The organism is Streptomyces sp. NPDC045287 (assembly GCF_056432325.1).
In genome coordinates this window covers 253,794-269,259 of record NZ_JBWKJG010000010.1, presented here as the reverse complement: position 1 = coordinate 269,259, position 15,466 = coordinate 253,794, and the positions used below count along the sequence as shown (strand labels likewise).

The window sequence follows — 15,466 nt, the reverse complement described above, 5'->3', positions numbered from 1 at the left end:
GACCAGACCGGACCGATCCCGAGCCGGACCACCGAACCGGACCCCGAACACACCCGGACCACCGACCCGGACCAGCACCCCACCCCCACCAAACCCGACCCGGGCCAGACCGGACCCGACCCGGACCAGACCGGACCGATCCCGAGCCGGACCACCGAACCGGACCCCGAACACACCCGGACCACCGACCCGGACCAGCACCCCACCCCCACCAAACCGGACCGAACCGGTCAGCGACGAGGCCGGACCGGACCGTCGCATCGCCCGCGGACCGTCCGGGCGAAGGTCCACGCCGGCAGCCGCCCCCGGACCGGGACGCGCCGCCTGTCCGAAGAGGAGGTCGTCGCCTTGGTCCTCCCCCACGTCCCCGCGGTCCTGGACCAGGACGGCAACCGGCAGATCACCAGAGCTCAACTGCGGCGCATCATGCGCGCCCACGAGATCCCCCTCGGCAACGAGCACATGGGTCCCGTCCTGACCCGCCTGCGTGCCGCCACCACCTCGCCCGCACCCTCTGAAGGAACCACCCGATGAAGACCTGCCCCCGATTCACCACCCTGAAGGCCGGATACGAGCGCGACATCGGCTTCCTGCGCAATCACGCCGTCCGCCACGAGGGCAGCAGCGCCGCGAAGGCGAGTACCCGGTATGCCCTGGCCATGAAGCAGAACATGGCCCGCGCTCTCACCCGGCACTTCGCGCGCTGCCCTGTGTGCGGCTGACCCGCTCTCTGCCCGTGCGGCGGCCCGGACGCGAACCGGGCCGCCGCCCCGCTGCCCTTCCTGGCCTCCCGAAGGAGCCGAAGCACTCCATGTCCCCCGCCGAATGCCCTGACGGACCGGTGCAGGACCGGCCCGCCGGGCCGACCGAGTGCCCCGTCGACGAAGGCGGTTCGCCGGACCGTCTCCCGCTCCCAGTAGGAGCAAGTTATCGGCCAAGACACTCTTCCCCGTCGGGGAAGCGCGTCTTGGCCAAGTCCGCCCCAGGGGTGGCGGAAGCGGTCCAGCACCGGGGGGCGCTGGACCGCGGGGCAGCGACCGAGGGCGGATCGCAGCCGGAGGAGCACGCGCCGCGCCGCAGGCGCCGCGCCGCGAAGAACGCTTCGCGCAAGCGCTCGCCGAAGACCGCCGCCGACAAACGCACGCACGTGTGCAGCGTCCGCCTCAACGACACCGAGAAGAACCGCCTCGCCGCCGCAGCCGCCGCAGCCCGTACGAGCCTGCCGGCCTTCCTCGCCCGCAGCGCGCTGGCCGCCGCCGGTGATCCCGAGCGTGCCGCCGGTGCCATCGCCGGCGAGCGCGAGCTGGTCTCGGAGCTGTTCGCCGCCCGCCGGCACCTCGGCCACGTCGGCAACAACCTCAACCAGCTGACACGGGCGATCAACTCCGGAGCCCAGCCCGCCGACGCCCAGCTCGACGCCGTGCTCGCCGCGGTCCGCCGTGCCACCATCCGCGTCCAGGCCGCGACCGACCAGCTCCTCGAACACCGCTAGGAATGACGCCCCACCATGGTCCCCAAGATCCACAAGCGCGGGAAGCGCACCATCGGCCTGCTGTACTACCTGTACGGGCCCGGCAAGGCCGAGGAGCACATCGACCCGCACCTGGTGGCGTCCTGGGACCATGCCGCCCCTGACCCCGGCCGCGACGCCGAGGCCACGTTCAAGCAGCTGCAGCAGCTCCTGGACCAGCCGCTGATCAACCTCGACGAGGGCGAGCGGCCCAGGAAGCACGTGTGGCACCTGTCCGTGCGCAACGGGCCCACCGACCGGATCCTGTCCGACGACGAGTGGGGCGATGTCGCCCGCCGTATGGTCGCCGCCGCCGGCATCGACGACCCCGACCAGGGTGCCGGGTGCCGCTGGGTCGCCGTTCGGCACGCCGACGACCACATCCACATCCTGGCCACCCTCGTCCGGGAGGACCGCTACCGGCCGGACCTCGACTTCGATGCCGTACGCGTCCAGGCCGAGGCCCGGCTTCTGGAGCAGGAGCTGGGCCTGCGCCGCCTCAACCCCGGTGACGGCACCGCCGCCAAACGGCCCACTAGCGCCGAACGGCACAAGGCCACGCGCATGGGGCGCGAGCGCACCGTGCGGGAAGAACTGCGCGAGACCGTCCGCCGGGCCGTGGCCGGCGCCGAGACGCAGGAGGAGTTCTTCCGGCGGCTGGGTGCCGCCGGTGTGCTGGTGCGTACGCGCGTCGCTCCGTCCGGGGACCTGCTGGGGTACAAGGTCGCGCTGCCCGGCGACGTCAACGCTAATGGTGAACCGGTCTTCTACCCGGGTTCGAAACTCGGGGCGGACCTGTCCCTGCCCAGGATCCGGGAGCGCTGGTCCGGCCACCGGGCCGGTGAACCTGCCGTCGAGCCGGTGGTGCCGTCGGGCCCGGCCCAGGCGCGGCGCCGGGCGAGCGCGGCACTGTGGGAAGCGGTGCTGGTCATGGACAGGGCGCACGACACGGTGACGGCGGCCTACATCGCAGCGGCGGGAGAGGTCCTGGACGCGCTCGCGAAGACCTCCGCCGTCCCCACCCGCCGCGAACTGCGGGAAGCAGCCTCCGCCTTCGAGCGGGCCTCCCGGTCGCACGTGCGGGCCGCGCGCGGGCACGACCGGGCGCTGCGGCAGGCCGCCCGCGACCTCGTCTACAGCGGCCCCGTACTCGGCCGCGGGGAAGACGGAGCGACCACCGCCATGGTGATCGACATGGCGTTCTTCCTGGTCACCGCTGCCGCTCACTGGCATGCGAAGAAGGAGCACGCCCAGCAGGCCGCCGCCGCCCGCCTGGCGGCCGACCATCTGCGTGCCGCCTACCGGGCCGCTGCCGCGCACCCGATGGGAGTACTGACCGTACGGGGCCGTTCGCTCGCGCCGCCGGTGGTGCGCCGCCAGGCGGCCCGGCTGCGCCAGGCGCTGCCGGAGCTGGCCGAGCAGGTCCTGGCCGAGCCCGGCTGGGCGGCACTGGCGGCGACCCTGGCCGACGCCGAGGCCGCCGGGTACGACACCACCGCGCTGCTCGCCGAGGTCGCCGCCCACCGGGAGCTGGCGAGCGCCGAGTCGGTCAGCGACGTGCTGGTGTGGCGGCTGCGGCGGGCCGCCGACCTTCCCGCCGACGCCCAGGCCGTACCGCTGCCCGACGGGTCTTCCGCCCTGCAGAGCCCTGCCGGGCGGAAGGCCGGCGGGACGGCGGCGAGAGACCGCCGGCGCCGCGGGCGGTGATCGGTATTCAGGGGTTCGTGAGTTGCCGCAGGTGGGACGGTTGGGGCACCCTCGTCGTCCGCCGCCGTTGGGCGGGGAGCCAACTGGGAGGGGAACCCACATGTTCGGTCGCAGGAAGGCCAAGCGGGACAGCGCGGAGCTGGGGCCCGCGGGCGTGCCGTGGCTGTCGTACCCGGCGCCGCAGTGGCCGGAGGGGCCGCAACCCGCCCAGGAGCCGGCCCCGGCCGCACCGGCGCCGGCCGTAGACGACTTCCTGCCGCCGGACCTGCGGGTCGACCACGGGGTGAGCCGGTTCATGGCCTGGCCACGGCCCCTGGTCATCGACGGCGAAGTCCGCGCCTGCCCGCAGTGCGAGGCGTACCGGGACTGGGTCGTCCTGGCCACCAAGGGACAGGTCTGGCTGCGGTGCCGCGCCGGGCACGAGACCCTTGAACCGCGGCTGGACACCGCCTGGTACAACCGCAACAGCGGTCCCACCGACGCACGATTCGACTCCCTGGACGAGGGCCTGCGCCACTACGGCCTCTGACGCGGCCCAGGCCCCTCTGGCCCGGTCCCTCATATCCCGCCATACCGCCTGCGAGGAGGCGGCCCCGGTCAGCCGTTCACACCGATCCAGGGAACTGCATGCGCATCCGCACCACCGCCGTCCTCTTCACCACCGTCGCGCTCACGTCGTGGGCCCTGACCGGCTGCTCCACCTCCCCCTCGGACAGCACCGCCGCCCCGGCTCCGGTCTCGCTCCCCGCGTCCCGCACTCCGTCGGCGGCACCCACCGACGTACTGCCGTCGAACCGGCTGGCGGACCGGCTGCTCACCGCCGCCGACCTCGGCCCCGGCTACACCGCCCGTCCCACCGCGCCCACGGATTCCTCCCAAGCGTCCGTCCTGGGCTGCCAACCGCTGGAGCGACTGAGCAACGAAACCGGCGACCCGTACGCCGCCTTCCCCCACCGGGCGAAGGCAGTCTTCACCGGTCCCGGTGGCACCCAGGTGACCGAGGAGCTGTACTCCGCTCCGCCCGCGGAGCTGTCCGCCGGCATCGGACGCATCATGGACGCGATGGCCGCGTGCCCGACCTACCAGCTCGCCACCGCCACCACCGTGGCCGAGGTCCGGACGCGAAACGTGCCCGCCCCACCCCTGGGTGAGGAACAGTGGGGCCAGATCGTCACCGTCACCGCGAAGGGCCGCTCGTCCGTCATCCAGCAGACGGTCGTCCGCGACGGCGCCCTGCTCCTGGTGGTCTCCGGCACGCCCGCGGAGGTCACGGTCCACGCCCCCACCGCCCTGGCCAAGGCCAACGCCCGCTGATCCGTCCGCCACCACCTTCCCGTCCGGAGGAGTCGATGTCCGACTTCCCGTCCGCCGGTGAACTCCATCACCTCGCTACCGCTGCCCGCGACCCCCGCGCCCGGCTGATGCTGACGCTCGCCGCGCTCGGAACCGACCGTGTGCAGATCCGTGAAGCCGTCGCCACTGGACGCGGCGACGTGGCGCTGCCGGAAAGCGAGCGGGCCACGGCAGCGTTCGCTGAGATCCGGTCCCTGCTCGGCGTGGACAACGCCCAGGCGGTGCGCCGTGCGGGCATCCGTGCTCACGCCACTCACCTCACAAACAAGCTGACCGAAGACGGAGTTCTCCCGGCTGCCCCCTGGCACCGGCTCGGCAACCGGCCGCCGGGCGGGGCCGCGGGCCGCAGCCACTGACCCGCACACCGTGCGGCCCCGCGGCGCGGCGCGGTGATCGATGAACGCAAACGGCCCGGGGGCCAGGTCGATCGACCTGGCCCCCGGGCCGTTGGTGTGCCGCAGGACTACCAGCGGAAATGAGTGAAGGACTTCCGCAGGCAGGTGGGATCCGCAGCGCGACGGAGAGTCATTCGTACGGCAGTCCGCCCTGTGATCCGCAGAGCCTTTGGACACGGTTGACGGGTATTCGGCAGGCCGATGGGCCAGACCCGGCGGGGGCCGGCCTCGGCGCATCAGACAGTCGGCCGAAGGGTGAGCTGGTCCTCGCTGTCCTGGGGCAGGGTGTGGCGCAGGACCGGTGCGGGGGAGGCCAGGGAGGCGGCGAAGGCGGCGACGAGGTCGTGCGGGACGCTTGCGGAGAAGGTCGCGGCCCACAGGAAGCCGCCGCCCATCCGGGGTTCGCACCACGCCTGCCAACCGGTCACGTCGGCGTCGGCGTCGGGGTCGAGAACGCGGGGGTCCCCGTCCTGAATGCCCTCCTCGGGAAGGGCGTTCAGGGCCACGCTGGTGGACAGGCGGGGGTCGGACACGACGGTGGGGCTGTCGATGTCGCAAACCCAGCCGTGGCCGGCCAGCGCGTCGAACACCGCCTGCGGTCCGGCGTAGCCGTGCGCGGGGTCCGGGCGGTTCTCCAGGGCGAGCAGGAAGTCGGTGACCGTCTCGGGCGGCACGCCGGTGGAGAAGTACGCCGTCCACCGCGCCAGCGCGCCCGGGGTGGCCCGGGCGGAGATCATCCAGGCGATCGGCAGGTCGCCCAGCAGGATCGGCTCGTCGGCCAGGACCCACTGGGCCCAGCTCAGCGCATCGGGCGCCACGTACAGCACGGTGCTGCGCAGAACCTGGCGGGCCTCCTCCGGTTCGTCGGGCTCGCGCCGGCCCCGTACGAGCGTGAGGGTGGTCCAGCCGGCGCCCGTGAGGTGGGAGGCGACGTGGTCGGCGAGAACACCGTCGTCACCGGCGAGGTGACGAGGGGTGACCCACCAAGCGGGAAGAGAACGGGGAGGAAAGTCGGAGGGCTCGGCGGGAGAAGACGGGGGCAGAAGCGCTCCTTGGTGTCAGGGGTGTCACAGCTCGGGCGCGTCGTCGCAGACGGCGCGCAGCCGCCGTCGCGCACGGGCGGGCGGGTCGACCGGAGGCATCCAGGCCAGGGCCTCGGCCACCGGCCGGGGCAGGTACCCGTACTGCACCCCGGCCGGATCCTCGGCGAGGTAGACGGTCGTGCGCCCATCCAGGTCCGGGCCGACGGTGACCTCCCCGGCCTTATGGGCCATGGGATGGAACGGGTTGATCGCGAACCGGACCGGGGTGGTGGGGGCGAGATGGGACAGGCGGCTGATCAGGTCTTCGACGGTCAGCTCGGGCTCGGGCTGGGAGTGCAGGGCCACGTGTTCTCCTCACGGACGGAAGGCACAGCGGACAAGGAACTGCGGCCCGGCACCAAGGCCGCGTCACCCGCCGGCGCGGGTCGGCCGGCGCAGAGCGGCGCGAAGGCCCAGTGGGGGCCGAAGCCGCGGTCAGAGCCGCTTGGCGGTGGCCAGGACCTCGGAGAGGGTCGCCGTGACCAGGCGGGCGGGGGTCTGGGGGTCGAAGACGATGCGGTAGCCGGGGACCTTGGCGGTGCCGGTGACGGCGATGACCCAGCCCTCCTGCTCGGCGCCCAGGCGGCCGTCGGGGAAGTGGCCGAGGTAGAAGCGGCCGTCGGCCGAGGCGACATGGGTGTCGGCGCGGTCGTCGACGACGAACGTGAAGTCGCCGTTCGCCGCGGGGAAGGTATCGATGACCTCGGTCGGCTGTCCGGGACCGAGCAGCCAGGAATGCAGCCGCAAGTCCTTGGTCGTGGTACGGAATCCGGCGGACGACAGCTCCACCGTCACAGGCATCACCTCTCTGACCTGGGATTTTCCGGGATCTCTCGGAAGGTCGTCTAGGTTGACATGCCCCTGAAGGATGCACCAGTCCTTTGGCGATCTTTCCTGTCTGCCCCCGGCGAACTGTGTCCACTGTCATCCTGTGGGATCTCAAACCCCGTGGCCGGATCTCACGGCCAATGGCCACTCGCTGGCCGACCGGCCACGGATCCGAGACTGACACCGACGCAGTGGCGGACACGCTGGCCGGCACTGGCACCGGCGCAGGTAGCGGAACGGGAGCCCCGGCGACAGGGCACTGCGGAAAACCGTTCCGCTGACCGTGTAAGACGGCTGTCGCCGCAATGCAGGCCAGGACGAGAAGGTCACCGGCCCGAGGCTGACAGAGCGCCTTGGCTGCCCGGTCCAAGTACCGCTACCTCGGCAGAGTCCCGTCGGCGGCGCAGGTGGCCCAGATGCGGCGGCTGGCAGGAACGCCGAGTGTCACCGCCATTGCTTAATTGGGTTTACGACTGTGCGTTGAGACCCTGAGTGAGGGGTGCGCCCCCACCCCCGCGCGTGCGGGGAGCACAAGCCGCGACCTGCCCAGGTTCGGAATAAGAAGCGCGGACTACCCCCGCGCGTGCGGGGAGCGCGCTACAGTGCTTGGGGTGGTGACGCTAATAACTTGACGCATGCCTGAGCATTGAACGGGCGGCGTCGGGTTCATAGTTTGCCGCCAGCGAAAGAGCGGGATCACGCCCGGCAAGGCGTGACCCCGCAAGGACGGGTTCGTGAGACCCGGCCAGCTGGCCGCGTATGCGGTCAGCGAAGGGTGACCAGGGGCCAGCTATAGGCCATGGCGCCTCCTCCAGTCGCTGAACCAGTCGGCAACAGCTCGACCAGCCAGCGCTGACAGGAAGGTGATCAAGACCTTTGCTGGTCCCTTCCCCTTGTCGCGAGACTCCCCATCCTTCATGTGTGCCTCCAATGCACCAATGGGAGTGGCATGACCACGAACTCATGTGCTGGTGCTTGGAGTTGCACGCGCCGGACGGGCCGACATCGCAGAGACGACAATATGCCTTGCGGTCGAGCCGGAGAACCACCTTCCCAGTAAGTCCGAAATCCCACCCCTTCCCCCGTATGTAGCCATAAGGACCGTTGGATTGCGCATACAGCGCGCAATGGAGAGCCGAGGCCATCCCCCAAGCCGGAAATCTTCACAATCGGATGAAACCCGTTCGCCTTTTCTCGAATGTGCGTTCAGAAGGAGGGCGCGTGATGGTCCGCCTGTAGCGCGCAAGAGTCAGTTGAGAATCAGACTGACATTTTCTTCGCACATGCCGCAGGCCCCGGAAACCATGTGGTTGCCGGGGCCTGCGGGCGGTGCTGCGGAGGTCAGTTGTCGTCGGTACGTCGGTGCTGGCCGGTGCCGGCAGGGGTGTCGGTGTCGCTGTCGCCGTTCTTGCGTCGGCGGGCGGCGTAGACGGTGCCCGCGCCGACAGCCAGGAGCAGGCCGCCGGCGCCGAGCAGCCAGAGGTTGGTGTGGTCGGCGCCGGTGTGTGCCAGGGAGCCGGTCGGTTCGTCGTCGGTCGTCGCCGAGGCCGAGGCGGAGGTGGCGGTGCCGATGGCGGGGCTGGTGGAGGCGGACGCGGAAGCGGTCGGCTCGTCGGGGGTGGTACTCGTCGACGAGGAACTGGTCGGAGTGGGCTGGGCGGTGGGGGCCCCGGTGGGCTGACTGGTCGGCTTCTCGGTCGGCTGCTCGGTCGGGGAGGCTGTGGTGGTGTTGGTGAGGGAGGCGGTGGCCGAGGCGCCGGGCTTGGCGGTGATCTCCACCGGTGTGGTCTGCGGTCGGTATCCGGTGGGTGCCTTGGTCTGGGTGGCGGTGTAGGTGGTGCCGTCCTTCTTCCCGACGGGGAGCGGGGCCTGGGCGGTGCCGTCCTTGCCGGTGGTCAGGGTGAAGGCGCCCTTGCCGTCCTTCACGCCCTGCGGGGTGATGTCGACGACCGCTCCTGCCAGGCCCTTGCCGGTGGCCTTGTCGGTGACCTTGAGGGTCAGGTCAGCGGCCTTGTACGGGTCGGTGATCTGAAGGACGAAGGGTTCACCGGGGGCGACGACGACGTCCTGGTCGGGGACGGTGTCCAGCAGCGGGCTGCCGGAACTGGTCTCTTTCAGGCGGAGGACGCCCAGCGTGAGGTCAGTGAAGGTCAGGGTGCCATCGGTTCCGGTCTTGCCGTCGGCGAGCGTCTTTCCGGCGGGGTCGAGCAGGTGGAAGGCGGCCCCGGCCGCGGGCCGGCCTTCCGGGTCCTTCTTGACGATGCGGAGACCGCCCGTGTCCGCCGTGTCGGTGTCGCCGGCCTTGGAGGCGTCGGCGGTCGGGTCAGGTGACGGGGAGGCCAGGGCTGTAGGGGCGGAGACGAGAGCGGCCGTGGTGGCCAGGGCGAGGGCGGTGAAGAGGAAAGAGCGGTGCTGCACAGGCAAAGGCTCCAGGCGGAATGAGGCGGTGCGGGAAGGTCGGAGACGGCGGGGGCCCAGCAGCGCGGGCCCTTTGGGCGCGCGGGGTCAGCTGGTGGTGTCACCGGTGCGTCGGCGGCGGCTGGTCAGGTAGAGGCCGCCGCCCACGGCGAGCAGGCCGGTCGCGCCGCCGATCAGCCAGGGTGCGGTGTCGGCTCCGGTGTGGGCCAGGGATCCGGGCGGCGGTGTGGCCGGCGGAGTGCTGGGCGGGGCGGGCGGGGTGCTCGGGCTCGGCGGGGTGGTCGGGACCGGGCGGTCGGCGAGGGTGACGGTGGCCTCCGCGCCGGGCCGGGCGGTGAACGCGACGGGGGTGGTGTCGAGCTGGTAGCCGTCGGGTGCCTTGGTCTCGGCTGCCCAGTAGCGGATGCCCGCCTTCAGGGTGACGTCGAGCGCGGCGCGGGCGGTGCCGTTCGAGTCGGTGGTGAGGGTGGTGACGACCTTGCCGGGGGTGTGCTTGCCGGTCTTGTCCGTCTCATCGGCGCGGATGGCGATGACCGCCCCGGCGAGGGCCTCGCCGGTGTTCTTGTCGACCTTCTTCACCGACAACTCGGCCTTCTTGAACGGGTCGATCAGGTCGAGGGGGTTGGCCTGGGCGGTACGTCCGGCAGTGATCGCGATGGTCTGCTCCGGAACCAGATCGTGCACGGGGCTGCCGGAGGAGGTCTCGCGCAGCCGGTAGGTCCCGGCCGGGAGCGCGTCGAAGACCAGGACGCCCTGCTCGTTGGTCTTTCCCTCGGCGACCTGCTTGCCGTCCTGGTCCAGGAGCTGGAAGGCAGCGCCGGCCAGGCGGGTGCCCTCCGGGTCCTTCTTGCGGATCGTGACACCGCCGGTCGCCTCGCTCACCGTTACGGTCGCGGAGTCCTCGACGCTGGTGGTCCCGCCGACGAGCAGCATGCGCTGGGCCACAGAATTCTTCGGCATGAGGACCTGCAGGCCGGTCGCGGGCAGGCCGTCGGCGGTCGCGGTGACGCGGGCGGTGCCCGGCGCCTTCGCGGTGAACTCCCATGTGGCCGCGCCGCCGCCGTCGGTGGTAACCGTGCCGGAGGCCATGCCGGAACCGGACTCGGAAAGCTCCACGGTCACCTCCGGCACCGGTGTGCCCGCGCTGGTGGTGACCTCCACCTCGACGGTGACCTTCGTCCCGGCGGAGGTGGTCTTCACCGACGGGGTGACCTGGAGGGTGTAAGGGCCGGCGAGCCGCTTGGCCTGGGCGATGTAGCCCTGGGCGAGGGCGCGGGCGGTCGGGGAGACGACCGGGTAGGCCAGGCGCTGCTTGCCGCGGGTGCCGTCGAGGGCGTAGGTGCCGCCGGCCAGGTACTCGTACACCACCGCGTCGACCGCCGCGGCCTGCGCGTTGTCCTTGGTCTGTCCCCACTTGCCGATCACGTACGCGGCCTGGGCGAGGTGGCCCTGGGGAACGGCCTTGCCGGTCACCGACGACGTCCAGGTCGTGACCGGCTGCGGGGCGCCGTAGCCGCCCGCGTCGGCCGGGCCCTTGCGTTCGGGGTCGGCGCAGTAGGTCTCGGCCTCGCCGTGGACGGCCGGACCGGGCGGGCCGTAGGCGCCGATGTGGGAGGAGGCGGCGTGTCCGTCGGAGTCGGGGATGGTGTAGCCGGGGCCCAGTACCTCGGTGGCGTCCGGTGCGGCCAGGGCTGGAGCGGGCAGGAGGGTCCCCGCCGCCAAGGCGGCGACGGCGACGGCCAGGTGGGCGGGACGGACGGGGCGAAGGCGCATGGGTACGGAGAAGTCCTGTCGGTGAAGGGGGAAAGAGTGGTGCGGGTGCCGGGACGTCAGCGGGCGGGCGCCGGCGGGGTGCCGTGGGTGAACGGCATCCGTTCACCGTCCCCGTGTCGTGCCGGCCGGGGCGGGTGGCTTCGGCGTGGCGGCAGCCGACTGCGGGCCAGTCCGTACCGGCGGGGCGCCGGGGAACCACAGCCGCACGTACTGGTCGATCGCGGCCCGCAGCCGGGTCACACCGATGCCCGCCCACGGCGGGGTCTCGCTGTGGTTCCAGTCGGTGAACGCACCGTACCCGTCCTGACCGGGCTGCTTGCCGCGTCGTGCGTCGCGGGTGGTGAACGCGCCGTGCTCATCGAAGCGGAGCACCACGGTGTCGATCGGCCCTCGGTCGAGGTGGGCGACCTGCAGACGCAGTCCGTCGTAGCACCCGTGGTAGATGGTGGGTGCGAAGTCGATGCGCAGTCGCAGCGGGAGATCGGGAGAGGGGGTGGCGTAGTAGGCGTTGCCGACGACGGCTGCCTGCGGGTAGGGCAGCGTGAGGTGGTCGGCGAAGAACTGCTCGGTGAACAGGGCCATGGGGCTCAGGGACTCCTGATACAGGGGTTCAGCGCCGCGCGGACGGGCGGGCGGACAAGGGCGCGGACGGGGTGGTTGTGGTGCTCCAGCGCGGCACGCTGCTGACCGTGGCGGGCGGACGGAGGCTGATCCGGGAGCGGACATCGCGGGGGGTCGGCACCGGCGGCCGGAGCGGGGTGAGCCGGGCGTGCGCCGTCAAGCGGGGGTCGAGGGCCTCGTACCAGCGGGCGACGGGTGCGGGATCGGTGAACGCGTGCGCGGTGGCGGCGATCAGGTGGGTCGGGGTGCGGGAGGTGAAAGTGATCTCCGCGCGGGTGCCCCACCCGGCCGGGCCGGCCCACAGCGTGAGGGCCTCGTGGTCGGCCCGGCGGTGGACGATGTCGATGACGGCCCCGGCCTGCCCGTCGGGCGCGGAGATACGGGCCTTTCCGCCCTTCACGCCGTGGAAGTGCCATCCGGCGGCCACCAGCGGGGCGACACCGTCGCTCCAGTAAGCGGCGGGGGAAGCCAGGAAGCGGTCCTCGCCGCGGACCCAGTCCTCGGCGAGCGCGGTGGTCAGTGCGGCGACGAGTTCGGCCGGGGTGTTCTGGTTGGCGATGGCGGTCCACTGGGGCGCCGATATCGCGTCCGGTGCGGCGGTGATGGTCCACAGGTCGTAGTCGTCGCCGGCCCAGCCGATCCGGATGCGGTGATCCGGGCTGGTGACGACGAGCTGATGAGGGCCTTCATCGAAGTGGTGGTGGGGCCAGTGGGCGACAGGGGCGAACCCTGCGTCTGCGTGGCCGGAGGATCCGGCGAGGTATCGGGGGATGACGTAGACATCACCGTCCACGGCATCAGGGGCGGCGCGGGGGGCGGGGGCGGGCATGGGCGTCTCCACGGCGGGGATGGGGTGATCAGCGGGCGGGGAGCACCGTCGCGGCGGCGGGCGCGGTCCGGGCCGGGAGAGCGGAGGGCAGGACAGCGCCCGGTCGGCGGGCCGGAGGCTCCGAGGCCGCCACTTCGGCGAGGAGGCGGCGTTTCACCTCGGTCCGCCGGGCCGGGGTGAGCACGTTCTCGTCGAGCCGCCCCTGGGCGTCGGCATACGGGCGCAGGCCGGCGAGGATGCGGGCGACGGCGGCCGGATGCTCGGCGACGAGGCGGTCGAGCGCGTTGTCCAGGGCCCGACGGCGCAGGGCACGGTCGGGAGCGGAGCGCCGGTGTTCGGTGACGGTGATGGCGTACTGGCGGATCAAGTGGTTGTGCTCGGCCCGCCGCTGCCAGACCGCGACCAGGAACCTGCGCGCGTTGAGGATCTTGAAGGCGTCGGGTTCGGGCATGTCGTAGACGCCGCGGGGCAGCGGACCGAGAGCGCAGGGGCTGGAGGCGCGGGCCACGGGCGCGGTCAGGTTCGTCAGTTCCTCCAGCGCTGTGTGCCAGCGCCGCTGCGCGAGCGGATGGCGCAGCGCCGGGTTGCGGTCGTTGTGGGCTCGGGCGTCATCGGCGACGGCACCCCGGAAGGCCACGGCGCCCTTGGCGAGCAGACGCTCCACCTCCGCCGTGCGGGCAGCGGGGAGGTGGCCATCGGCCCAGCCCTCCTCGATGGTGTCGAAGATGTCCTGGGCCAGGGGGTGTTGCGGCAGTCCGGCGGCGGCGTACGCCTGGGCGAGGAGCTGGTGGAAGCGCTCGGGGTAGGCGTGGGTGAGCCAGCCGCGGGCGGTGGTGACCGTGTCCGTGGAGGGGGCTTCCACGGTGGCCTCACGCTTCTGGCCTTCGGCGCGGCGCAGCGCGGCGGTCTCGCGGTGCACGTGGTGGCGTGCGGTGCGCACCTGCCGCAGTTGGCGGGCGACCCGCTCGGCACGGGGGTCGCGGCGGTAGGTCATCCGCTCGACGGCGACCTGCAGGTCGCCCTCGGCGAAGGTGAGCGCGTCGCGCAGCTCGTGCAGGCGCTCGGGGGTGTGGAGGAGGTCGTGCTGGGCGGGGCGGAGATGGCCGGCGGCATCCGCTATCGCGGCCGTCACCAGGTGGTCGAAGCGCTCCTGCAGATACAGGGGGAACGCCTGGTCGTCGAGGGTGGCGACCTCGCGCAGGCGAAGGCGCTGCGGCCGGGTTCCGTCAGGGGGCTGGGGCATGGCGGGGGTGGTCCTGTTCGCGGGGCGGGAGCGGAAGGTCGGCGGGGGGGGGCGGGTGGCGCGGTGCGTGCGGAGCTTGGCGAAGGACACGCCCAGCCCGAGCGCCTGCAGGACGGCGCAGGCGGTGATGGCGTGGCCGAGCAGGTCGGCAGGGGTGAGCGCGACCAGGGCTCCGGCGAGCGGGAAGGGGACGAGGAGCAGCAGGATGATCAGGGAGAGGGTGCTGCCGAACACCTCGGCCGGGATGAGGCGGGCCCGCAGCGTGCGCAGTACCACCGTCATGCCCGCTTCGCCCGCCATCAGCAGTGCCACCAGGACCAGGAAGACGGTGTAGGTGTCGGCGGCGGCCAGAGCCAGGCACGCCAGGGAGGCGAGGGTGGCGGCGGCGGCTCCCACGGGCCACAGCCCGACGCGGTCGATGGCGATCCGGGCGAGGGCGACCATGGCGAGGGAGGCGACGGCGGCGGCCGACCACACCAGTCCGACCTGGCTGCTGGTGCCGCCGAGTTGCTGCACGACCAGGACGGGCCCGGCGGCCTGGACCAGGCCGATCGCCGTGTTCGACAGCAGCAGCCCGACGCACAGCCACCCCAGGGCGGGCAGCGACCGCAGCGTCGTCCAACCGATCTTGATGCCCTGAACGACGGGGACCGGTGCTTCCTGCGGCCAGGCGGGGCGCTGCCGGGGGGCGAGCACGGCGCCGAGCAGGGAGCAGGCGGCGATGGTCAGGAGCATGCCGGCCTGGCCGACGTACTGCAGGAGCACGCCGGCCAGGGCGGGGCCGGCCAGGGTGGCGCACTGGTCGATGCCGAGCAGGACGGCCTGCACCCGGTGGGCGTGGCCCCCGGCGTCCCGGCTGGCGGCTCCGCCTGCGGTCTCGGCGGCGATGTAGGAGAACTCGGTGAGGATGCCGGTGAAGGCGGCGAGCAGCATGACGGTGGTGACGGCGCCCGCGCCGTCTCCCACCGAGGGGAGCACGGCGGCGGCGGCGATCACCACCGCTGCGCGCAGCACCGAGGCGATGCGCAGCACCCGGGTGCTGCCGAACCGGTCTACCGCCGCGCCCGCCAGCGCGAACGCGCCGAGGCGGGGCACCCATTCGAGCATGAACGCGAGACCGGTCAAGGCGGCGGAGTCGGTGACGGCGAGGACCAGCAGCGGAATGCCGTAGGTGCTCATCGCGAACGCCCCGGCGTCCGCCGTACGCGGAACGTAGACACCGCGCACCGGCCCGAACGCGGGCGTACGGGCGTGGCGGCCAGCGGGTGGCCGTATCTGGGCATGCTTGGGAGGCATCGTGGGGTTTCCGGTGGGGGTGGGCGCGGATACGTTCAGCGGTGGCGGCCTGGCGGGCACACGGGAGAGGAACCCGGCGTGGCGACGGCCCGGTGGATGCGGTCGGGCGGGCAAGAGCCCGGTAGGCGGTGCACAGGGCGGTCAGAAGGCGGACCGCCTCACCGCGGCGGGCATGTCGACCTGGCCACCGGCCAGTTGCAGGACATCGTCGACGGCGCCGCGGCGGTGCCGGTCGCGTCCCTCGGTGATGTGCCTCAGCTGGTCGACGGCATAGGCGGCGCGGGATTCGAGCTGTTCCCAGATGCCGTCGAGCTGGTCGGCTGCCTCACGGATCAGTTCGGCCAGGAACGCGGTCTGGCCGGGCTGGGGGTGCGGGGCGGGAATCCGCCCAGGAAGGCGTGGGCTGTCGCC

The 15,466-nt window shown here is 72.5% G+C and carries 14 protein-coding genes and 1 pseudogene; 7 read left to right on the top strand and 8 right to left on the bottom strand.

From position 1 onward, the window contains the following. From AC07D6_RS19010 to AC07D6_RS18980, 7 genes and pseudogenes are all read left to right on the top strand, one after another. Positions 1-534, top strand: a pseudogene (locus AC07D6_RS19010) (hypothetical protein); the annotation flags it as partial. Further along, a complete protein-coding gene (locus AC07D6_RS19005) occupies positions 531-722 on the top strand; it encodes a hypothetical protein (RefSeq protein ID WP_479045744.1) in 192 nt (63 codons plus the stop codon). The pseudogene AC07D6_RS19010 and the gene AC07D6_RS19005, both read left to right, overlap by 4 nt. A 245-nt stretch (positions 723-967) precedes the next feature. Then, positions 968-1,492 (top strand): plasmid mobilization protein, encoded by a 525-nt coding sequence (locus AC07D6_RS19000; protein WP_479045741.1) that lies wholly within the window; start codon positions 968-970, stop codon positions 1,490-1,492. Positions 1,493-1,507: 15 nt separating this feature from the next. After that, complete coding sequence (locus AC07D6_RS18995; protein ID WP_479045738.1) at positions 1,508-3,217, top strand: relaxase family protein; 1,710 nt, start codon at positions 1,508-1,510, stop codon at positions 3,215-3,217. 100 nt (positions 3,218-3,317) lie between these two features. Continuing rightward, positions 3,318-3,746: a hypothetical protein gene (locus tag AC07D6_RS18990; protein WP_479045735.1), complete on the top strand. Its 429-nt coding sequence runs from the start codon at positions 3,318-3,320 to the stop codon at positions 3,744-3,746. A gap of 98 nt (positions 3,747-3,844) precedes the next feature. Next, positions 3,845-4,531, top strand: coding sequence for a hypothetical protein (locus tag AC07D6_RS18985; RefSeq protein WP_479045732.1), 687 nt, complete (start codon positions 3,845-3,847; stop codon positions 4,529-4,531). A gap of 35 nt (positions 4,532-4,566) precedes the next feature. After that, a complete protein-coding gene (locus tag AC07D6_RS18980) occupies positions 4,567-4,926 on the top strand; it encodes a hypothetical protein (protein ID WP_479045729.1) in 360 nt (119 codons plus the stop codon). Positions 4,927-5,201: 275 nt separating this feature from the next. Here AC07D6_RS18980 and AC07D6_RS18975 read toward each other — a convergent pair whose 3' ends face one another. The 8 genes from AC07D6_RS18975 to AC07D6_RS18940 all read right to left on the bottom strand — a co-directional run bounded on the left by AC07D6_RS18975 (position 5,202) and on the right by AC07D6_RS18940 (position 15,055). Continuing rightward, a complete protein-coding gene (locus AC07D6_RS18975; protein ID WP_479045726.1) occupies positions 5,202-5,783 on the bottom strand; it encodes an SPDY domain-containing protein in 582 nt (193 codons plus the stop codon). Between the two features lie 249 nt (positions 5,784-6,032). Then, the gene (locus AC07D6_RS18970) at positions 6,033-6,353 is read right to left on the bottom strand and encodes a hypothetical protein (protein ID WP_479045723.1); all 321 of its coding nucleotides are present in this window, start codon (positions 6,351-6,353) and stop codon (positions 6,033-6,035) included. 129 nt (positions 6,354-6,482) lie between these two features. Then, the gene (locus tag AC07D6_RS18965) at positions 6,483-6,848 is read right to left on the bottom strand and encodes an SPDY domain-containing protein (protein WP_479045720.1); all 366 of its coding nucleotides are present in this window, start codon (positions 6,846-6,848) and stop codon (positions 6,483-6,485) included. A gap of 1,368 nt (positions 6,849-8,216) precedes the next feature. Beyond that, positions 8,217-9,293 (bottom strand): MSCRAMM family protein, encoded by a 1,077-nt coding sequence (locus tag AC07D6_RS18960; RefSeq protein WP_479045717.1) that lies wholly within the window; start codon positions 9,291-9,293, stop codon positions 8,217-8,219. 87 nt (positions 9,294-9,380) lie between these two features. Then, on the bottom strand, positions 9,381-11,066 hold the full coding sequence (locus AC07D6_RS18955; protein WP_479045714.1) for an MSCRAMM family protein: 1,686 nt from the start codon (positions 11,064-11,066) through the stop codon (positions 9,381-9,383). A 102-nt stretch (positions 11,067-11,168) separates the two neighbouring features. Next, a complete protein-coding gene (locus AC07D6_RS18950; RefSeq protein WP_479045711.1) occupies positions 11,169-11,648 on the bottom strand; it encodes a hypothetical protein in 480 nt (159 codons plus the stop codon). 28 nt (positions 11,649-11,676) lie between these two features. After that, positions 11,677-12,516, bottom strand: a complete 840-nt coding sequence (locus AC07D6_RS18945) for an SPDY domain-containing protein (RefSeq protein ID WP_479045708.1) — start codon at positions 12,514-12,516, stop codon at positions 11,677-11,679. 28 nt (positions 12,517-12,544) lie between these two features. After that, positions 12,545-15,055 carry an MFS transporter gene (locus tag AC07D6_RS18940; RefSeq protein ID WP_479045705.1) on the bottom strand — a complete coding sequence of 837 codons (2,511 nt, stop codon included), beginning with the start codon at positions 15,053-15,055 and terminating at the stop codon, positions 12,545-12,547. Positions 15,056-15,466 lie beyond the last annotated feature (411 nt).